Raw genomic sequence first — 19,307 nt, forward strand, 5'->3', positions numbered from 1 at the left:
GGATTCCTCCCCGCGCCCAGGGCCTCGCCGCAGGTCAGTAGCCGCGTCCGCCCAGCATGCGGTGGCGGGCCATCGCCGAAAGGTCGGTCAGGGAGGCGATCTGGTCGATCACGGCCCGCAGCCGGGCCGCGTCGTCGGCGGCGTCGGTGAACGCGTCGCGGAACCCCGGGTCGAGGGTGCCCGGCGCGCCCGCGAGCATCATCTCCGCCAGCTCGGTGATCAGCGTCCGCTGGCGGGCCCTGATCTCCTCGTGGCTTATCCAGACGTAGTGCGCCGTGATGCCCTTGAGCAGGGCGTTCTCCAGCCGCTGCGCCCGCGGGACGATCAGCTCCGCCGCGTAGCGGGTGAGCGGTCGGTCGCCGTAGGCCTCCCGCGTGGCGTCCTCGGCGGCCAGGCAGAACCGCCCGATCAGCGTGCTGGTCAGGTTCTTGAGGGCGGCGAGGCTGCGGGGGGTGCCGTCGTAGCGGTCGGGCCAGTACGGCTCGGCGAGCAGCGCGGCGAAGCGCTCCTCGAGCTCGGCCTGCCCGGCGTCGGGGCAGTACAGCTTGGCCGCGGTGGCGGCGACGAGGCGGCGCTCGCCGGGGTCGGCGAGCCGGCCGAAGTCGATGTGCCCGGCGACCAGCGCGTCCTCGAGGTCGTGGACGGAGTAGGCGACGTCGTCGCTCCAGTCCATGACCTGGGCCTCGAAGCAGGTGCGGCCCGGCTCGGCGCCGTCGCGCACCCAGCGCGCCACGTCGGCGTCGTCGTCGTAGACGCCGAACTTGCCGTTCACCGCCTCGGCCTGCGGCCACGGGTACTTCATCGCGGCGTCGAGCGCGGCGCGGGTCAGGTTGAGGCCGACGCTGCGGCCGTGCAGGGGCGGGCCGTCCGCCGCGAACGACTTGGGCTCCAGCCGGGTCAGGACGCGCAGGCTCTGCGCGTTGCCCTCGAACCCGCCGCAGTCGCGCGCGACGATGTCGAGCGCGTACTCGCCGTTGTGGCCGAACGGCGGGTGCCCGATGTCGTGCGACAGGCACGCCGTCTCGACCAGGTCGGGGTCGCAGCCGAGGGCCTTGCCCAGCTCGCGGCCGACCTGCGCGCACTCCAGGGAGTGGGTGAGGCGGGTGCGCAGGCTCTGCACGGTGTCGGCCGCGGCGTCGGCGCCGGGCGAGGCCACCTGCGTCTTGGCGGCGAGGCGGCGCAGCGCCGCGCTGTGCAGGACGCGGGCCCGGTCGCGCTCGAACGCCGTGCGGTCGCGGCGCTTGGGGGGTTCGGGCGCCCAGCGCTGCCTGTCGCGGGCGTCGTAGCCCGGGGTCGTGTTGATCGTCATGTCCCTGTCCAGGGTAAAGGGCGGCCGGGGCCTCAGCGGCCCGGCGTCACCGAGGAAGGGGGCACCGTGGAGGGAGGCGCCGTGGAGGGAGGCGCCGAAGAGGAGGGCCCCGGCGAGGACGTCCCCGGCGACGACGAGGCGGACCCGGACGGGTCGATGTGGATCCGCTTGATGGTCTCGTCGGGCACCTGGACGCTCTTGCCCAGCAGCACGTAGGACAGGTAGCCGCCGGTCTCGCGGACGATGTAGTGGAACTGGGTGTCGCGGGTCTGCACGCTCGGGCCGCTGCGGGTCGGCGACGCGGCGGCCTTGATGCCGCTGTCCTCGGCCATCTTCTTGGAGCGCAGCCCGTGCCACGGGTCGGTGACGATCACGCCCGAGGACCAGTGGTGCCGGTCGAACTCCTTGCCGACGGCCTTCATGCTCTCCAGCGTGTCGCGCCCGACGGGCACCGCGAAGACCCTGGAGGCGGGGACGCCGCCCTTGTCGATCAGCCAGGTGCGGCCGGCGCCGGCCTCGGTGTAGTTGTCGCCGGGCGCCTTGCCGCCGACCGTCACGATGGCCGGCGCGACGCCGTGGCGGTAGAGGTCCAGGGCGTGCTGGAGCCGCCACTTCAGCGTCGGGGACGGCACCCCGTTGTACTGCGCGGCGCCGAGCACGATGATCGCGTCGGAGCGGGGGCGCTCGTCCTGGCGGGCCTGGTACCAGATCCGCGCGCCGACGGTGACGGGCGTCAGCACCGCGACCGCCAGCAGCCCGACGAGGATCCCGGCGGGGATCCTGAACCAGGGCGACCTGCGCCACCGGGCGCGCCGCCGCCGCGGACCGCCCTCCCGCTCGTCGGGCCCGTCCGTCCCCTGGTCTTCCGGCTTGAACTCCGGCAACTCCGCTTCCACCGTCATCGCATCGGACACGTTAGTGAGATGGTGCGGCACGCGCCCGAGGTTCGCCAGGACGGCGTGTCATCCGTTCCGGATCGGTCCCGGCGGCCATGACGCGGGCGCGGTGGCCGGCCGCCGGGACCGGTGTCAGCGGCTGTCGCTCCCGCCGGAGGCGTCCCCGGCCTCGATGGCCGCGCGGCCGGCCTCCAGCCGGGCCACGGGGATGCGGAACGGGGAGCAGGACACGTAGTCCAGGCCGACCTCGTGGCAGAAGTGCACCGAGTCGGGGTCGCCGCCGTGCTCGCCGCAGATGCCGAGCTTGATGCCGGGGCGCGCCCTGCGGCCCTCCTCGGCCGCGATGCGCACCAGCCTGCCGACGCCCTCGCGGTCGAGGGTCTCGAACGGCGACACCCCGAAGATCCCGAGCTCCAGGTAGCGGGAGAAGAACGCCGCCTCGACGTCGTCCCGGGAGAAGCCCCAGGTCGTCTGGGTGAGGTCGTTGGTGCCGAAGGAGAAGAACTCCGCGGCCTCGGCGATCTGGCCGGCGGTCAGCGCGGCCCGGGGCAGCTCGATCATCGTGCCGATCAGCGCCGGGACGTCCACCCCGCTCGACTCCCTGACCGCGGCCAGGATGCCGAGCGCCTCGTCGCGGACGGCCTCCAGCTCCTGGACGGCGCCGACCAGCGGGATCATGATCTCCGGGCGCGGGTCGCCGCCCGCCCGCCTGCGGGCCGCCGCGGCCTCGGCGATCGCGCGCACCTGCATGGCGAACAGACCGGGAATCACCAAACCGAGCCGCACTCCGCGCAGGCCCAGCATAGGGTTCTGCTCGTGCAGTCGGTTGACTGCCTCGAGCAGTCTCCGGTCCTTGGCGTCCGCTTCGTCGCCCGCGAGCGCGACCCTGACCGACAGCTCGGTGATGTCGGGGAGGAATTCGTGCAGCGGCGGGTCGATGAGCCGGATGGTGACGGGCAGCCCGTCCATGGCCTCGAAGATGCCCTCGAAGTCGCTCTTCTGGAGCGGCTCCAGGGCGTCCAGCGCGGCCTGCCGCTCGTCGTCGTCCTCGGCGAGGATGAGCTCCTCGACGAGCTGCCGCCGGTCGCCGAGGAACATGTGCTCGGTGCGGCACAGCCCGATTCCGGCCGCGCCGAACCGGCGGGCCCGGGCCGAGTCCTCCGGGTTGTCGGAGTTCGCGCGGACCTTCAGCGCGGCCCTCGCGTCGGCGTGCTCCATGAGGCGGTGCACCGCCTTGACGAGGTCGCCGCCCTCCTCGATCGACAGCTGCCCCTCGAAGTAGCGGACGACGGGCGAGTCCTCGACGGGCACCTCGCCCAGGTAGACGTCGCCGGACGACCCGTCGATCGAGATGACGTCGCCCTCCGTGACCGTGAGGCCGCCGGGCGCGGTGAAGCGGCCCTCCTTGACGTCGACGTCGAGCTCCTCGGCGCCGCAGACGCACGTCTTGCCCATGCCTCGGGCGACGACCGCGGCGTGCGAGGTCTTGCCGCCGCGGGAGGTGAGGACGCCCCTGGCCGCGACCATGCCGGCGAGGTCGTCGGGGTTGGTCTCGCGGCGGACGAGGATCACCTCCTCGCCCCGCTCGGCCAGCTCCACGGCGCGCTCGGAGGTGAACACGGCCTTGCCGACGGCCGCGCCCGGGGAGGCGTTCATGCCCTTGGTGATCTTCTTGACCCCGTCCACCCGCTCGGTGAAGCGGGGGAACATGAGCTGGGCGAGCTGGTCGCCGGTCACCCGGCGGGCGGCCTCGTCGAGGTCGATGAGCCCCTGGTCGAGCAGCTGGCAGGCGATCCGGAACGCCGCGCCGGCGGTCCGCTTGCCGACCCGGGTCTGCAGCATCCACAGCTTCCCGCGCTCGATCGTGAACTCGATGTCGCACATGTCGCGGTAGTGGTTCTCCAGCGTCTCCATGATCTCGAGCAGCCGGTCGTAGGACGCCTTGTCGATGTGCCCCAGCTCTTTCAGCGCGACGGTGTTGCGGATGCCCGCCACGACGTCCTCGCCCTGGGCGTTCTGCAGGTAGTCGCCGTAGACGCCCTGCTGCCCGGACGCGGGGTCGCGGGTGAAGGCGACCCCCGTCCCCGAGTCCAGGCCCATGTTGCCGAAGACCATCGAGCAGATGTTGACGGCGGTGCCGAGGTCGACGGGGATGCGCTCCTGCCGCCGGTAGAGGATGGCGCGGGGCGCGTTCCAGGAGTCGAACACCGCCTTGACCGCCAGGTCCATCTGCTCGCGCGGGTCGGTCGGGAATTCACGGCCCGCCTTCTCCCGTACGATGCTCTTGAACCGGTCGACGAGGCCCTTGAGGTCCTCGGCGGTCAGGTCGCCGTCGCCGTCGCTGCCCCGGGCGCGCTTGGCGTCCTCGACCGCGTCCTCGAACAGGTCGCCGTCGATGTCGAGGACGGTCTTGCCGAACATCTGGATCAGCCGGCGGTAGGAGTCCCACGCGAACCGCTCGTCGCCCGCCTGCGCGGCGAGGCCGTGCACGGACTCGTCGTTCAGCCCGACGTTGAGGACGGTCTCCATCATGCCCGGCATGCTGAACTTGGCGCCGGACCGCACGCTGACCAGGAGCGGGTCGTCGCTCTGGCCGAGCTTCTTGCCCATCGCCGACTCCAGGTCGGCCAGGTGCCGGTTCACCTCGTCCGCCAGGCCCTCGGGCAGGTTCCCGTGCTCGAGGTAGTGCCGGCAGGCCTCCGCGGTGATCGTGAACCCCGGCGGCACGGGCAGCCCGAGATTGGTCATCTCGGCCAGGTTGGCGCCCTTGCCCCCCAGGAGATCCTTGAGGTCCTTGTTTCCCTCAGTGAAGTCGTACACGAACTTCGGCACGGGGAGCTCCTTCTCGCTCCGGTTCCACCCAGTGGCAGTTCCGGGCCCGCGCTCGCGGGGCGACGCGGCGTCGCGCCACCCCGGGCGGCGGGTCCGCTGCCCTGTTTGCCGGGACTGTACCCGCGAAGTCGGGACTTGCTCGGCGCCCGGTGCGCCGAGGAGAGTTATCCCAGCTCAGACCGCGGATAGTGGTCTATTCCAATAGGGAGACCAGGGACACACCACCCCAAACCGCCTCGCCCGGGCACCCCTGGCGAGCGGCTCGTACCCATGACGTACCCACTGCGCGGAAGAGGGAATGATGAATCAAGGAGGTGACGTTGTGAGGCCGAAGGTCGCCGGCGGCCGGGCGGGAGATCCGTTCGCCCCCATCGCCGATTTCGGGTTCCTGTCCGACTGCGAGACGACCGCCCTGGTCGCCCCCAGCGGCAACATCGAGTGGATGTGCCTGCCCCGGATGGACTCGCCGAGCGTGTTCGGCTCCATCCTGGACCGCGACGCCGGATACTTCCGGGTCGGCCCGGCGGGCGTGGAGGTGCCCGCCGCGCAGCGCTACATCCCCGGGACCATGGTGATGGAGACCACCTGGTGGGTGCACGGCGGCTGGCTCGTCGTGACCGACGCGCTCCTCATGGGGCCCTGGCACCACGAGACGGAACGTTCCCACACGCACCGCAGGGCGCCGACCGACTACGACGCCGACCACGTCCTGCTGCGGATGGTGCGCTGCGTGAACGGGCAGGTGCAGGTCCGGCTCGACTGCATGCCGGTGTTCGACTACGGGCAGACGCCTGCGCGCTGGGAGCACACCGGCTCGGGCTACCACGAGGCCGTCGCCCGCGGCAACGGCGTCGGGCTGCGGCTCACCACCGACATGAACGTCGGGTTCGAGGGGTCGCTCGCCACGTCCAGGACGCTGCTGAAGCAGGGCGAGTCCCGGTTCGTGGCGCTGTCCTGGAGCGAGCACGCGGCGCCCTCCTCGTGGGAGGAGGCGCAGGACCGGCTCGTCTGGACGGTCCACCACTGGCAGCACTGGCTCGACCGGGGCCGCTTCCCCGACCACCCCTGGCGCAGCCATCTGCAGCGCAGCGCGCTCACTTTGAAGGGCCTGACGTTCGCCCCGTCCGGCGCGGTGGCCGCGGCGGCGACGACGTCGCTGCCGGAGGCGCCGGGCGGCGACCGGAACTGGGACTACCGCTACACCTGGATCCGCGACTCCACGATGGCGCTGTGGGCGTTCTACACGCTCGGCTACGACTGGGAGGCCAACGACTTCTTCTACTTCATCACCGACGTCGCCGAGGCCGCCGAGGGCAAGCTCCAGATCATGTACGGGCTGGACGGGCGGGAGGAGCTGCCCGAGTCCACGCTCGACCACCTCACCGGCTACGACAACGCCCGCCCGGTCCGCATCGGCAACGAGGCGTACATGCAGGCGCAGCACGACGTGTGGGGCGCGATCATCGGCTCCATCTACCTGTTCGTCCGCAAGCGGGACCGGCTCGACGACCGGCTCTGGAAGATCGTCGTCAAGCAGGTCGAGGACGCCCTCGCCAACTGGCGGACGCCCGACTGCGGCATGTGGGAGGTGCGCGGCGAGCCGCAGCACTTCACCTCCTCCAAGGTGTTCTGCTGGGTCGCGGCCGACCGCGGGGCGCGGCTCGCGCGCATCCGCGGCGACCAGGAGCGCGCGCACCGCTGGCAGGCCGCGGCCGACGAGATCCACGCCGACGTGCTCGCCAACGCGCTGGACGAGCGCGGCGTCTTCACCGCCCACTACGGCGCGACGGCGCTGGACGCCTCGGCGCTGCTGATCCCGCTGCTGGGGTTCCTGCCCGCCGACGACAAGCGCGTCCGGGAGACCGTCCTCGCCATCGCCGACGAGCTCTCGGAGGACGACCTCGTCCTGCGCTACCGCGCGGGAGAGACCGACGACGGCTTCGAGTCGGACGAGGGCACCTTCACGATCTGCTCGTTCTGGCTGGTCAGCACCCTGGTGATGATCGGTGAGCTGGAGCGGGCCCGCGCCCTGTGCGAGAAGCTGCTGTCCTACGCGAGCCCCCTGCAGCTGTACGCCGAGGAGATCGACCCCCACACCGGCCGCCACCTCGGCAACTTCCCCCAGGCCTTCACCCACCTGGCGCTGATCAACGCCGTCATGCAGGTGATCAGGGCCGAGAACCCCCCGGACCAGCCGCCCCTCGCCTGACCCCCACCCGTGGCCGGGACCGCCCCGGCCACGGGCCTCCCTCGATCACGACTCGGCGACGACCGCCCGAAAGGCCGGGTTTTTACCCATTGTCCGGCCTACCGTTTCGCCGTGACCACGCCACCGCCTCCTGACGACGTGCCGGACGACCCCGCGCCCGCCCCCGCCTCGGCACCACCCGGCGCGCCCACGTCCGACGCGGACTCCACGCCCGGCCCGGCCGACGCGGCCCCGTCGGCGGATGACGCGGACGGGACCTCGCCCACGGACGATCCGGAACCCTCGCCCATCGAGGGCGAGCGACCCGTCCGAGCGGGGACGAACGGCTTCGCCATCGCCGCCCTGGTCACCGGTGCCGTGGGCCTGGTCCTGTTCGCGATCGCCTTCGCCGTCGCCGCCCTGGTGCAGATCCGCCGCCGGGGAGGCCGCGGCAGGGGCCTCGCTCTCGGCGGGCTCGGCGCCTCGGCCGCCTGGATCGCGGCAGCGGTGATCATCGCGGTGCTGTTCGGCGACTCGCTGTTCTCGGCCGGAGAAGGCGAGGCCGACCCGCGCCGGCGGGACGCCTACGTGCTGTCGTCGACCCTGAAGGTGGGTGACTGCTTCACGGCGCAGACCCGTGACTCGGCCGATCCGAACGTGTTCCCCAGCCCCTGCGACAGCCCCCACAACGGTGAGGTGGTCGCCAAGCCGACGCTCCCCGACGGCCCTTTCCCCGGAGCCGGACGGCTCGCCGCCCAGGCGGCGGCGCTGTGCAAGGAACGCACCCCGGACAACGTGAAGAGGGTCGTGAACGACGATTTCGACGCGCGGGCCGAGCTTCCCAAGCGCAAGGACTGGGAGCATGGGAAGCGGACTGTGACGTGCACGCTCGTCTACGTCGGCGAGGGCAAGTACGTCGGCGAGGGCTTGGCGCTCATCACTCCCCTCAGCCGCGCCGTGATCACTCCCCGGCACGAGGCGATGTTCGAGCAGGGCGAATGCCTGGAGAAGTGGGACGACAGCATGACCCCTCCGGTCGTGGACTGCGATCGGCCGCACAAGTTCCAGGTACTGGCGACGTACAAGCTCCAGGGCAAGGAGTACCCGGGCGGAGAGAAACTCCAGAAGACGGCCTCGAAGGGCTGCGCGAAGCGGGCGGCGGACATCTGGGGGAGGGATTCGCCGCCCGACGGCGTCTACCGCACGTTCTCCACGCCGACCGAGCAGGAGTGGAGAATCGGCTATCGGGACGTGTACTGCCTGATCGCGGGCAACGGGCTGCTCAAGCGGTCGTTCGTGCCGAAGAAGTGACCTCCCCGCCCGGGCCGCCGCCGCAGCGGGCGGCGGCCCCGGCGGGTCAGACGACGGCGCCCGAGTCGTCGGGGGTGCGGCGGGCGGGCCTGGACTTCTGCTTCGGCTGGGGCGGCGGGGCCTTCGTGCGGCGCTCCAGGACGACCGCCAGCGGCGTGGCGGTGAAGACACTGGAGTAGGTGCCGACGACGATGCCGATCAGCAGCGCGATGGCGAAGTCCGTCAGGGAGTCGCCGCCGAGGACGGCCAGGGCCGCCAGGATGAACAGGGCCCCCACCCCGGTGTTGATCGTCCGCGGGACGGTCTGCAGGGTGCCCCGGTTCGCGATGTCGGCGAAGCGGCCCTTGGGGTTCGCCGTCCACATCTCCCGGACGCGGTCGAACACCACGACCGAGTCGTTCACCGAGTAGCCGATGATCGTGAGCAGCGCGGCGAGGAAGACGCCGTCGATCGGCTTGCCCAGCCACGCGAAGATCCCGGTGACGATCGTGATGTCGTGGAACATCGCGATCACCGAGCCCGCCGCGAACGTCCAGCGGAACCGGATCGTCAGGTAGGCGAGCTGCACCAGCAGCGCCACGGCGAGGGCGATGAGGGCCTTGGTCCGCAGCTCGTCGCCGAGGCTGGGGCCGATCAGCTCGTCGCGCTGCTTGGCCGCCCCGCCGCCCTCCTTCGCGAGGGCGTCCTGGATGCGCCTCTCCTCCGCGTTGCTCAGGTCGGACGTCCGGACGGAGATGTCGTCCTCGCCCGAGGTCTGGACGACCGCGCGCGGGAACCCGGCGTCCGCGACGGCGGCGCGGGCGGTGTCGATGTCGACGTGCCTGCTCGTGGAGTACTCGACCAGGCGGCCGCCGGTGAACTCCACGCCGAAGTTCAGGCCGCGGGCGAAGATCCCCGTGACGGCGAGGACGACGGCGAGTGCGGACAGGCCGAGCCAGAGCCGGCTGCGCCTCATCAGGTCCGGTCCGCTGTTCTCCAGCCACGACCGGATGCGGCCGGCGCCGCCGAGGCCGCCCGCCCGGCCCCTGCTGAGCCTCGGCATGCGCGCGGCGGCCGCGTCGGTGAGGACCCGGCTCAGCAGCATCGCCGAGACGAGGGAGCCCAGCACGCCGATGGTGAGCGTGACGCCGAAGCCCCGCACCGGCCCGGAGGCCAGGAAGAACAGCAGCCCCCCGGCCAGCAGGGTGGTGACGGCCGAGTCGGCGATCGCCGACCAGGCCTTGTCGAACCCGACGGCCAGCGCCGCCCGCGCGCCGCGGCCGGGCGCCGCCGCCCGCTCCTCCCGCGCGCGCTCGAAGGCCAGCACGTTGGCGTCGATCGCCATGCCGATCGCCAGCACGAACCCGGCGAGCCCCGGCAGCGTGAGGGTGGCGCCCACGGCGACGAGGGCGCCGTAGGAGATCAGCGCGTACCCGGCGAGCGCGACCGTGGCGAGCAGGCCCGCCAGCCGGTAGACCGCCACGATGAAAAGGCCGGTCAGCAGGATGCCGATGACGGCGGCGCGGGCGCTGGCGTCGATCGCCTCGTCGCCGAGCGTCGGGCCGACCACCCGCTGCTCGATGATCTTCACGGGGACGGGCAGCGAGCCGCCCTGGATGAGGGCCGCGAGGTCCTTGGCCTCGTCCGGGTCGAAGTCCCCGGTGATCTGCGTGGAGCCGCCCGTGATGCCGACGCCGCAGGCCACGCTCTCGGTGACCTGCGGCGAGGAGATCACCTTGCCGTCCAGGACGATGGCGACGCGGCGCTCGTCGCCCACCGCGCAGGCGGCCTTGGCGGTCAGCCGCTCCCAGGTGGCGCCCCCGCCGTCCTTGAACCGGACGTCGACGGCCCACCCGCCGAGGTTCTGCGGGTCGTAGGAGGCGCTCGCCGAGCCGATCCCGGCGCCGGTGAGCGCGGCGGGGCCGACGAGGATCCGCTGCCCGCGCTCGTCGGGGATCAGCTGCTGCCCCTTCGCCGGCGTTCCGGCTCCGGCGAGCACCGGATGGGCGGTGAGCTGCGCGGTCTTGCCGATGGCCTCGGCGGCGCGGGTCGGGTCCTGGACGTCCGGGAGCTCGACGATCAACCGCCGGTCCCCGGAACGGGTGATGGACGACTCGGCGACCCCGAGCGCGTCGACGCGCCGCTGCAGCACCTCGCGGGCGCGGTCGGTGGACTCCCGGTCGGCCCTCACCGTCGGGGAGTCCTGCGTCTCCAGGACGATCTGGGTGCCGCCGCGGAGGTCGAGTCCGAGGCGGGCGGGTTTGGACCAGGCGAAGTAGAACGATGTGGCGAGCACGGCGAACGCCAGTACCGCCCGCACCACGTTGGCGCGAGTCAAGGGGAACCTCCACACAGGGGCTTCGGCGCCGCACGACGGCGTGCGGCACCGGGGACAGAGAGCTCAGATCCCTGTGGAGGCGGGCGGTGCGCGCCCGCGCGGCGTGCCCCTCGGGGCGACGTCGGGCGAGACGGGCGCGGCGGCGGGCCGGGCCGGGCGCCCGGACGGCGGCCGCGCTCCGGCGGCGGACGCCGGGAGCACCGCGTGCTCGGGCTGGGCGCTCGGCGCCGCCGCGCCGGCCGCGTGGAGAGCGGCGGCGATGACCGTCTGCGTGCGCCCGGCCGTGCGCGGCTTGCCGGCGGTCCGGGTTCGGGCGGGCGCCTGGTGCACCACCCCGCTCCGGACGCCGGAGACCGTCCCGGTGGAGGGCGCCCGGCCCGGCATGCCCGCGCCGACCGGGACGCTCGCCCCGGCCGGCCCGGCGACGAAGCCGAGGAGGCCGAGCACCACGACGAGCAGCCGGGCGACGGGCCGCCGGAAGGCGGGATGGTGCGCGTCGCGCATGCCGCCCTCCTCCCACCGGGTCTCCGGCGAGTCGCTCGCCCGTCCGTTCCCGCCAACCTAGCCGAGTTTCACCGGCCTATCGGCCGCCGCCCCGGACGGGTGAGAGCCGTGGAAGCGGGCCCGTCAAGGTGGTGGTGCGTGACAAAGACCTTGCCCGCCCCCGCGTCTCCGGCCTTACCAGCAGACACTGGCTGGTGTCCCGATCCGGCCAGGGAGCAGTCGGCCGCCCGCCATTGCCCGCGCCAATTATGCGAATTACTTTCGCGTATGCCCACCCCGAACCGGACAGAGGAGTCTCCGGTGGCACGAATCAGACAGACCGCGATCGTCGGGACCGCCGCACTGGCCGTCCTCGCCGCGGGGGTCGCCCCCGCGTACGCCGCGGGCACCACCATCCGCAAGGGCTCGGCCACGGCCGCCGCCTACTCCGGCAACGTGCAGGCCTCACTGCTCGGCACCGCGACGGTCAACAGCTCGCTCGGCGGCGGATCCTGCAGCCAGTCGACGATGACCGGCTCGATCAACTCCGACGGCAGCGCGCTGAACGTCGCCTCGGCCAGCTTCACCGGCGCCGGCGGCGGCCCGTGCAGCGGTACCACCAGTTCGACGATCACCACGCAGAACCTGCCGTGGACCGGCGGCAACGTCACCTACGACGCCGGCCACACCGGCGGCCGGGACGCCACCGTCACGATCGCCAACTTCAAGGTGAAGGCCGTGATCAACCTTCTCGGCGGCATCACCTGCGTGTACGGCGGCAACCTCACCGCCAACGGCTACAACGGCAGCAACGCCTCGCGGCCCGTCACCAGCAGCAGCGAGGCCCAGGTCGGCGTGCAGAACGCCACGGTCAACAAGCAGTCGGGCAGCAGCTTCCTCTGCCCGTCCACCGCCACCGTGACCGCCACGTACGCGCTGCGCGGCGAGACCGTCGCCGGATCCGGCACCTACAACCAGTCCCTCTACGTCACCAGCTGACGGGGGACCGGAACGGAGCTCCCGCGGAGGCGTCAAGCCCCTCCAGAACGTGCTCCCAGGAAAGCGGGCCGCCCCGGCACACCGGGGCGGCCCGTCACGTTCACCACCGGGGCTCACGGCCCCGGAGCCGGGTCAGCAGCCGACGAGCTGCGCGGCCAGGAAGGACTCGACCTGGCTGATCGCGATGCGCTCCTGGCTCATGGAGTCGCGCTCCCGGACGGTCACCGCGTCGTCCTCGAGGGTGTCGAAGTCGACGGTGACGCAGAACGGCGTGCCGATCTCGTCCTGGCGGCGGTAGCGGCGGCCGATGCCGCTGGCGTCGTCGAAGTCGACGGTCCATTTGCGGCGCAGCCGAGCGGCGAGGTCGCGGGCCTTCGGCGACAGGTCGGCGTTGCGCGACAGCGGCAGCACCGCGACCTTCACCGGGGCGAGCCGCCGGTCGAGCCGCATGACGGTGCGCTTCTCCATCTTGCCGCTGGCGTTCGGCGCCTCGTCCTCGGCGTAGGCGTCCATCATGAAGGTGAGCGTGCAGCGGTCGACGCCCGCCGCGGGCTCGATCACGTACGGGGTGAACCGCTCGCCGGACTCCTGGTCGAAGAACGACAGGTCGGCGCCGGACGCCTTGGAGTGCGTCGTCAGGTCGTAGTCGGTGCGGTTGGCGATGCCCTCGAGCTCGCCCCACTCGCTGCCCACGAAGTCGAAGCGGTACTCCACGTCGACGGTCCGCTTGGAGTAGTGCGACAGCTTCTCCTGCGGGTGCTCGTACAGCCGCAGGTTCTCCTTGCGGATGCCGAGGTCGACGTACCACTGCATGCGCTCGTCGATCCAGTACTGGTGCCATTCCTCGTCGCTGCCGGGCTTGACGAAGAACTCCATCTCCATCTGCTCGAACTCGCGGGTCCGGAAGATGAAGTTGCCGGGCGTGATCTCGTTGCGGAACGACTTGCCGACCTGGCCGATGCCGAACGGCACCTTGCGGCGCGTGGACTTCTGCACGTTCAGGTAGTTGATGAAGATGCCCTGCGCGGTCTCGGGCCGCAGGTAGGCCAGGCCCGACTCGTCCTCGACGGGGCCGAGGTAGGTCTTGAGCAGTCCGTTGAACATCTTCGGCTCGGTGAACGAGCCCTTCACGCCGCAGTTCGGGCAGGTGATGTCGGCGAGGCCGTTCGCCGGCGGGCGGCCGTGCTTCTCCGCGTAGGCCTCCTCCAGGTGGTCGGCCCGGAAGCGCTTGTGGCAGGACTGGCACTCGGTGAGCGGGTCGACGAACGCCTGGACGTGGCCGCTGGCCTCCCAGACCTCGCGCGCCAGGATGACGCACGAGTCGAGGCCGACGATGTCGTCGCGGCCCTGCACCATCGACTTCCACCACTGGCGCTTGACGTTGTTCTTCAGCTCGACGCCGAGCGGGCCGTAGTCCCAGGAGGCGCGGAGTCCGCCGTAGATCTCGCTCGACGGGAAGACCAGGCCCCGCCGCTTGGCGAGGTTGACGATCGTTTCCAGCACATCGGAACGGCGTGCCATGAAAGATTCTCCATCCGGCTGGCGGTCGGCGGGAACAGTGAGTGCGCCCCGGTCCCGCGGCGACGGCGGGCGGCGGCGAGTGTGATCCCCGGTGATGTGCTCCGGCGCGGGCGCCGCCGCCGCCGGAGAGTGTTCCCCAGCTTAGGGCACGGGGGCCGTTGGGCAGGACTCAGTAAACGCGGCCGTCCGCGATGTCGCTGTCGATGTTCAGGGTGACCCCGCCGTGCGTCTCGCGGTGGTCGCCGCGGTACTGCTTGACGCGGCGGTGGGGGGACCACCAGCCGTCCGGCAGATAGGGGTCGCCGTACACCTTGGCCCGGCGGTCCCAGTTGGCGAACCAGACGCAGACGGGCTTGCTGATCGAGGACCGGCCCACGTCGCGGATGCCGGACGTGGAGCTGCTGTAGAGGCACGGCTGGTACCCCTCGTCCTTCAGCCGGTCGACCCAGTTGTCGACGAACCGGAGGACGGCGGCCCGGCAGGTGCTCCTGCCGTGCTTGTAGGCCTCCATGTCGTAGTAGATCGGCTTGCCCTCCGGGATCCCGAGCGCCCTGGCCCTGCGGGCCGCGTCCACGGCGGCCCGGGTGCCCTGCGACTTGGCGTTCCCGGCGCTGAACCGCTGCGAGCGGCTCCCGCACGGCGCCTGGAGGCCCACGTAGGTCGCGGTGAGGCGGTAGCCCATCGCGCGCACCTGCCTCACCCAGGACGCCGTGAGGTTCGGCTGGGCGCACCCGCGCGCCGCTCCCCCGATGTAGATGTTGGTGACCTTGAAGGACGGGCGCCAGGCCCTCATCGTCGCGAGGGACGGGGCGGTGCAGGTGTCGAAGCCCTTCCCCCGCACCCAGGGGCGCTCCGCCGCATTCCCCTGGCTGGGCGCGGGGCCGCCGACGGGAGGCGGATCGTCGGTGGGCACCGGGCCTCCGCTGGGCTCCGGCTCCTCGACGGGCCCGGGGTCCTCGACGGGTCCCGGATCGTCGCCGGCGTCCGCGCCCTCGTCCGGCGGCGGGGGGACGGCGGTGCCCCCGCGGGGCGCGTCCCGTCCGTCCGGCGCGGCGGCCCCTCCTCCGGCCGGCCGGGTGCCGCGCAGGATCCGCTGGAGCGCCTCCGGGTCCCCGCCGTACACGCCGGTGATCGTCACACCGGCTTCGGGGAGGGTGAGCCGCGTCTCGTGGTCGGCGGTCCGCGGGACGGTCACCGAGGCGAGCGCGCCGGGGTGCACGACGGTCCGCGCCGCCCGCCGGTCGGCCGCGGGCTCCAGGTGGAGGGCCTCGGTGCGGCCGACGACGCGGGCCGGGCAGTCCGGCTGCGGGCCGGGGCGGCCGAGGTAGAGCGCGTGCCGGTCGTAGCGGACGCAGCGGGACGGCTCCCGGTCGAGCCGGTGCACCTCCCAGCCGGCCGGGACGGGGATCCGCAGCCCCCGGTACTCGACCACGCGCGGGCCGTGGCCGCTCCCCGCGCTCCCCGAGGGGCCCGAGGGGCCCGTTCGGCTGAGCGAGGCGGCCGGATGGGACGAGGGCCCCGCGGGGGCCGTCCCGGCGAAGGCGAGGGCGGCGGCGACGGCCGCCGCCGGCGACAGGCGGAACAGGACGGCACGGCGCATCACATCTCCTCCGCGGAGCGCATGATCATGTGCGGAGAGGATGACCTTGACCAGGTCTCCGAAACCGGGACGCCTCGCTTCTTGACCAGCGGTTTCCCGCATTCTGACCATGCCCGCGGCGCGGCCCCCGGCCGGGTCGCCCGGGCGCGCCGCTCAGGCCGAGGAGACCACCTCGTAGGCGCCCGGCTCGTCCACGGCGAGCGCGGCGAGCGGCATGAACCGGAGCCGCACCTCGTAGGCGCCGAGGGCGCGGCGGTAGTGCCCCGCGCCGTCCCACTCGGTGACGAGGGCCCACAGGCCGGGGTCGTCGACGGTCCGGGCGAGGCGGCCGGAGCGGAAACCGGTGCTCGCGGCCAGCGCCGCCAGGACCTCGGTCATGCTCTCGGCGAAGCCGCCGGACTCCTCCTCCGGCACCCGGTACCGGGTTATCGCGATCATCCGTCCATCCTGGCAGTACGTTGGGCGTGTGGAGACGAGAGGTGAGCGCCGGACGGGGCTGCGGGCGGCGGTCGAGCGGCGCAGCGCGGCGCCGGTGGTGCTGCTGCACCGGATGCCGCGGTGGGTCCTGCTCGCCGCCGTGTTCGTGCTGCTGGTGATCGGGATGGCCGGAACCGGCTGGGTGGCCGCGGCCGGGCTGCTGGTGCTGGCCGCCGCGCTGGGCTGGTTCGCCTACCTGAACTGGCCCGCGCTGGAGGGCTCGGGAAAGGCCCTCCGGATCGTCGCGCTAGTCGTTCTAGTCGGATTCGCCCTGGGACGCGGCATCGGTCGGTTTTGACAACCGTTTTCATCTTCGTCAATAATGACAATGTGCCCCGAATCCCCGCAGTCCTGCGTACCGCGCCGGCGGCGGCCGTCGCCCTGGCGGGGCTGGCCGCGGGCCTGACTGCCTGCACCGACGCGAGCGCGGGCGTCCCGCCGGGCAAGACCTCGGTGGTCGCGTCGTTCTACCCGATGGCCTGGCTGGCGGAGAGGGTCGGCGGCGGCGACGTCTTCGTCCGCACGCTCACCAGGCCCGGGACCGAGCCCCACGACCTGGAGCTGACGGCGCGGCAGGTCGCGAACGTGGAGGACGCCGACTACGCCGTCTACGTCAGGGGCGTCCAGCCCGCCGTGGACGACGCGGTCCGCGAGCACGCGGAGGGCAGGGCGCTCGACGCGGCGAGCCTCGTGCCGAAGCTCCCGCCGCCGGGCGAGACCGACGACGAGGAGGCCCACGACGGGCTACGGCACCGCGAGGCGTCCTACGACCCGCACATCTGGCTCGACCCGAGCCGGATGGCGACCGTGGCCACCGCGCTGGGCGAGCGCCTGGCCGCCGCCGACCCCGGCCGCGCGGCCGGCTACCGGGAGCGGGCCCGCTCCACCGCGCAGGCGCTGACCGGACTCGACCGCGAGTTCCGGGAGGGGCTGGCCACCTGCGCGCGGCGGGAGATCGTGACCGCGCACGCCGCGTTCGGCTACCTCGCCGACCGCTACCGCCTCCGCCAGATCCCGGTCGCGGGCGTGGACCCGTCCGGCGAGCCGTCCCCGAAGCGGCTGGCCGAGCTGTCGAGGCTCGTCTCCTCCACCGGCGCGACGACGGTCTTCACCGAGACCCTGGCGAGCACGAGGGTCGCCGGCGCCCTGGCGCGCGAGGCGGGCGTGCGGACGGCCGTGCTCGACCCGGCCGAGGGCGTGGCCGACGGCGCGTCCGGCGACTACATGACGATCATGCGACAGAACCTGGGGGCCCTGCGGCCCGCGCTGGAGTGCTCATGAACGGGGACCGCCGATGACCGCGACCACCGCCCCGCCGTTCGACATGGCCGGCGGCCTCGTCCGGCGGGACGGCCGCGCGGTCCTCGCCGGTGTCGACCTGCGGGTGGAGCCCGGTGACGTGCTCGCCGTCCTCGGGGCGAACGGGGCGGGCAAGTCCACCCTCGTCAAGGCGCTGCTCGGGCTCGTCCCGCTGGCCGGCGGCCGGACCGAGATCTTCGGCGAGCCGCCCGCGCGGTTCCGCGACTGGAGGCGGATCGGGTACGTGCCGCAGCGGCTGCCGATGGGCGGCGGCGTGCCGGCGACGGTCCGCGAGGTCGTGGCGTCCGGCCGGGTGGCCCGGCGCTCGCGCTGGCGGCCCGCGCCGCTCGCCGACCGGGCGGCCGACCGCGCCGCCGTCGAGCGCGCCCTGGAGACGGTGGGGCTCGCCGCGCGGGCCCGCGACTCGGCGCACCTGCTGTCGGGCGGGCAGCAGCAGCGGGTCCTCATCGCCCGCGCCCTCGCCGGCGAGCCCGACGTGTTCGTGATGGACGAGCCGACCGCCGGCGTCGACGCGGGCAGCCAGGCGGCGTTCGCGTCGGCCCTGCACGAGCTGGCCCGCGCCGGGCGCACGGTCGTCCTCGTGGCCCACGAGCTCGGGCCGATGGCCCCGCTCGTCACCCGCACGGTCGAGCTCGGCCACGGCCGCGTCGTCCGCCAGACCGTCCGGCAGACCCTCGAAAGGCCCGCGTGAGCGAGATGCTGCAGTACGACTTCATGCGCGTCGCCCTGGTGATGGCGGTGCTCATCGGCCTGACCGCCCCCGCGGTGGGGACGTTCGTCGTCCAGCGCAGGCTGTCCCTGCTCGGCGACGGGGTCGGCCACATCGCGCTGACCGGGATCGGCCTGGGGCTGCTCACCAGCACCTCCCCCGTCCTCGCCGCCCTGGTCGTGTCGGTGCTCGGCGCCGTCGCGATCGAGGTCCTGCGGGCGCGCAGTCGCAGCGGCGCGGACGTCGTGCTCGCCCTGCTGTTCTACGGCGGGCTGGCGGGCGGGGTGCTGCTGACGAGCGCCGCCGGCGGCGGCTCGGCGGGCCTCCAGTCCTACCTGTTCGGCTCGATCAGCAGCGTGACGGCGGACGACCTCTACGTCGTCGCGGGGCTCGCCGCGGCGGTGCTCGCGGTCATCGCGCTGTTCGGCCGCGAGCTGTTCCTGCTCTGCCAGGACGAGGAGGTCGCGCGCGCGGCCGGGCTGCCCGTGCGGTTCCTCGGCGTGCTGATCGCCGCGACCGCCGCGGTCACGGTGGTGATCTCGATGCGCGCGATCGGGCTGCTGCTCGTCAGCGCGCTGATGGTCGTCCCGGTGGCGGCGGCGCAGCAGCTCACGAGGGGATTCTGGAGCACCATGCTGGCCGCGATGGGGATCGGTGTACTGTCGGCCGTGGCGGGTCTGGCGGGTTCCTTCCAGTACGATCTTCCCCCGGGCCCCTCGATCGTGTTGCTGGCGCTCGCGGTGTTCGTGGCCGCGGTCGCCGGGGGCTCGGTGGTGCGCCGCAGGCGCGCCCGCGCCGCGGTCGGCGCCCTCGACGGGAGGGACGCCGGGTCCGGGGTCGAGCCGCGCGTGGACGCCGAGGCGGAGGTACTACGGGGATGACGACGGCCCGCCGGGACGCCGTGCGACAGGTGCTGGCCGGCTGCGAGGGCTTCCGCAGCGCCCAGGACATCTACGCCGACCTGCGCGCCGACGGCTCCAAGATCGGCCTCACCACCGTCTACCGGGCGCTCCAGGCGCTCAGCGACGCGGGCGAGGTCGACGTGCTGCGCACCGACGAGGGCGAGGCCGTGTACCGCGCCTGCCGCACCGAGCAGCACCACCACCACCTCGTCTGCCGCGACTGCGGCCGGACGGTCGAGGTCGAGGGCCCCGCCGTGGAGCGCTGGGCCGACACGATCGCCGCCGAGCACGGCTTCGTCGACATCACCCACACGGTCGAGGTCTTCGGGACCTGCGCGAACTGCGCCGCGAAGCCGTCCTGAAGTCCGGAATCGCCCATCCCGCGCGCTTTCTGCCGAGGCGCCGCCGTGCCCTGAACTCGAACAGAGCCGGTATCTCACACG

16 protein-coding genes are annotated in these 19,307 nt (G+C 73.0%); 8 read left to right on the top strand and 8 right to left on the bottom strand.

Annotated elements, in window-relative coordinates:
• Window positions 1-34: 34 nt before the first annotated feature.
• The 3 genes from FKD65_RS10735 to ppdK form a co-directional block, all read right to left on the bottom strand.
• On the bottom strand, window positions 35-1,309 hold the full coding sequence (locus FKD65_RS10735; protein WP_141577309.1) for a deoxyguanosinetriphosphate triphosphohydrolase: 1,275 nt from the start codon (window positions 1,307-1,309) through the stop codon (window positions 35-37).
• 32 nt (window positions 1,310-1,341) lie between these two features.
• Window positions 1,342-2,211, bottom strand: coding sequence for a YdcF family protein (locus FKD65_RS10740; protein WP_141577310.1), 870 nt, complete (start codon window positions 2,209-2,211; stop codon window positions 1,342-1,344).
• A gap of 126 nt (window positions 2,212-2,337) precedes the next feature.
• Window positions 2,338-5,037: a pyruvate, phosphate dikinase gene (gene ppdK, locus FKD65_RS10745; protein WP_141577311.1), complete on the bottom strand. Its 2,700-nt coding sequence runs from the start codon at window positions 5,035-5,037 to the stop codon at window positions 2,338-2,340.
• Window positions 5,038-5,359: 322 nt separating this feature from the next.
• On the opposite strand from ppdK, the gene FKD65_RS10750 reads away from it, so the two are divergent.
• Both FKD65_RS10750 and FKD65_RS10755 read left to right on the top strand, forming a co-directional pair.
• Window positions 5,360-7,246, top strand: coding sequence for a glycoside hydrolase family 15 protein (locus tag FKD65_RS10750; RefSeq protein ID WP_240810075.1), 1,887 nt, complete (start codon window positions 5,360-5,362; stop codon window positions 7,244-7,246).
• A 111-nt stretch (window positions 7,247-7,357) separates the two neighbouring features.
• The gene (locus tag FKD65_RS10755; protein ID WP_141577313.1) at window positions 7,358-8,536 is read left to right on the top strand and encodes a septum formation family protein; all 1,179 of its coding nucleotides are present in this window, start codon (window positions 7,358-7,360) and stop codon (window positions 8,534-8,536) included.
• A 46-nt stretch (window positions 8,537-8,582) separates the two neighbouring features.
• On the opposite strand, the gene secD is transcribed toward FKD65_RS10755, so the two are convergent.
• Window positions 8,583-10,853, bottom strand: coding sequence for a protein translocase subunit SecD (secD, locus tag FKD65_RS10760; RefSeq protein ID WP_141577314.1), 2,271 nt, complete (start codon window positions 10,851-10,853; stop codon window positions 8,583-8,585).
• A 63-nt stretch (window positions 10,854-10,916) separates the two neighbouring features.
• A complete protein-coding gene (locus FKD65_RS10765) occupies window positions 10,917-11,357 on the bottom strand; it encodes a hypothetical protein (RefSeq protein WP_141577315.1) in 441 nt (146 codons plus the stop codon).
• A 300-nt stretch (window positions 11,358-11,657) separates the two neighbouring features.
• Between FKD65_RS10765 and FKD65_RS10770 the strand changes: the two genes are divergently transcribed.
• On the top strand, window positions 11,658-12,335 hold the full coding sequence (locus FKD65_RS10770) for a hypothetical protein (RefSeq protein ID WP_141577316.1): 678 nt from the start codon (window positions 11,658-11,660) through the stop codon (window positions 12,333-12,335).
• A gap of 132 nt (window positions 12,336-12,467) precedes the next feature.
• Here the strand turns inward: FKD65_RS10770 and FKD65_RS10775 are convergent, their stop codons facing one another.
• The 3 genes from FKD65_RS10775 to FKD65_RS10785 all read right to left on the bottom strand — a co-directional run bounded on the left by FKD65_RS10775 (window position 12,468) and on the right by FKD65_RS10785 (window position 15,894).
• Entirely contained in the window at window positions 12,468-13,856 is a 1,389-nt protein-coding gene (locus tag FKD65_RS10775; protein WP_141577317.1) for a glycine--tRNA ligase, read from the bottom strand.
• Window positions 13,857-14,025: 169 nt separating this feature from the next.
• Window positions 14,026-15,456 carry a DUF1906 domain-containing protein gene (locus tag FKD65_RS10780; RefSeq protein ID WP_141577318.1) on the bottom strand — a complete coding sequence of 477 codons (1,431 nt, stop codon included), beginning with the start codon at window positions 15,454-15,456 and terminating at the stop codon, window positions 14,026-14,028.
• 153 nt (window positions 15,457-15,609) lie between these two features.
• Window positions 15,610-15,894: an antibiotic biosynthesis monooxygenase gene (locus FKD65_RS10785; protein WP_141577319.1), complete on the bottom strand. Its 285-nt coding sequence runs from the start codon at window positions 15,892-15,894 to the stop codon at window positions 15,610-15,612.
• Window positions 15,895-15,922: 28 nt separating this feature from the next.
• Here FKD65_RS10785 and FKD65_RS10790 point away from each other — a divergent pair, with 28 nt between their 5' ends.
• The 5 genes from FKD65_RS10790 to FKD65_RS10810 are packed head-to-tail and all read left to right on the top strand — an operon-like array spanning window position 15,923 to window position 19,226.
• Entirely contained in the window at window positions 15,923-16,231 is a 309-nt protein-coding gene (locus FKD65_RS10790) for a DUF6703 family protein (protein ID WP_141577320.1), read from the top strand.
• Window positions 16,232-16,263: 32 nt separating this feature from the next.
• Window positions 16,264-17,214, top strand: a complete 951-nt coding sequence (locus FKD65_RS10795; RefSeq protein WP_141577321.1) for a metal ABC transporter substrate-binding protein — start codon at window positions 16,264-16,266, stop codon at window positions 17,212-17,214.
• A 13-nt stretch (window positions 17,215-17,227) separates the two neighbouring features.
• A complete protein-coding gene (locus FKD65_RS10800; protein WP_240810076.1) occupies window positions 17,228-17,944 on the top strand; it encodes a metal ABC transporter ATP-binding protein in 717 nt (238 codons plus the stop codon).
• Window positions 17,941-18,843, top strand: a complete 903-nt coding sequence (locus FKD65_RS10805; protein WP_141577322.1) for a metal ABC transporter permease — start codon at window positions 17,941-17,943, stop codon at window positions 18,841-18,843. Before FKD65_RS10800 ends, FKD65_RS10805 begins: the two co-directional genes overlap by 4 nt.
• Window positions 18,840-19,226, top strand: a complete 387-nt coding sequence (locus FKD65_RS10810; RefSeq protein WP_089312674.1) for a Fur family transcriptional regulator — start codon at window positions 18,840-18,842, stop codon at window positions 19,224-19,226. Before FKD65_RS10805 ends, FKD65_RS10810 begins: the two co-directional genes overlap by 4 nt.
• Window positions 19,227-19,307 lie beyond the last annotated feature (81 nt).

Origin of the sequence: Actinomadura sp. WMMA1423 (assembly GCF_006547145.1) — a bacterium.
Lineage (GTDB): Bacteria > Actinomycetota > Actinomycetes > Streptosporangiales > Streptosporangiaceae > Spirillospora.

Coding starts and splice junctions, on each gene's coding strand:
- FKD65_RS10785 (WP_141577319.1), bottom strand. CDS start 15,894: ATGATCGCGATAACCCGGTACCGGGTGCCGGAGGAGGAGTCCGGCGGC.
- FKD65_RS10765 (WP_141577315.1), bottom strand. CDS start 11,357: ATGCGCGACGCGCACCATCCCGCCTTCCGGCGGCCCGTCGCCCGGCTG.
- FKD65_RS10740 (WP_141577310.1), bottom strand. CDS start 2,211: ATGACGGTGGAAGCGGAGTTGCCGGAGTTCAAGCCGGAAGACCAGGGG.
- FKD65_RS10735 (WP_141577309.1), bottom strand. CDS start 1,309: ATGACGATCAACACGACCCCGGGCTACGACGCCCGCGACAGGCAGCGC.
- FKD65_RS10800 (WP_240810076.1), top strand. CDS start 17,228: ATGACCGCGACCACCGCCCCGCCGTTCGACATGGCCGGCGGCCTCGTC.
- FKD65_RS10810 (WP_089312674.1), top strand. CDS start 18,840: ATGACGACGGCCCGCCGGGACGCCGTGCGACAGGTGCTGGCCGGCTGC.
- FKD65_RS10775 (WP_141577317.1), bottom strand. CDS start 13,856: ATGGCACGCCGTTCCGATGTGCTGGAAACGATCGTCAACCTCGCCAAG.
- FKD65_RS10780 (WP_141577318.1), bottom strand. CDS start 15,456: ATGCGCCGTGCCGTCCTGTTCCGCCTGTCGCCGGCGGCGGCCGTCGCC.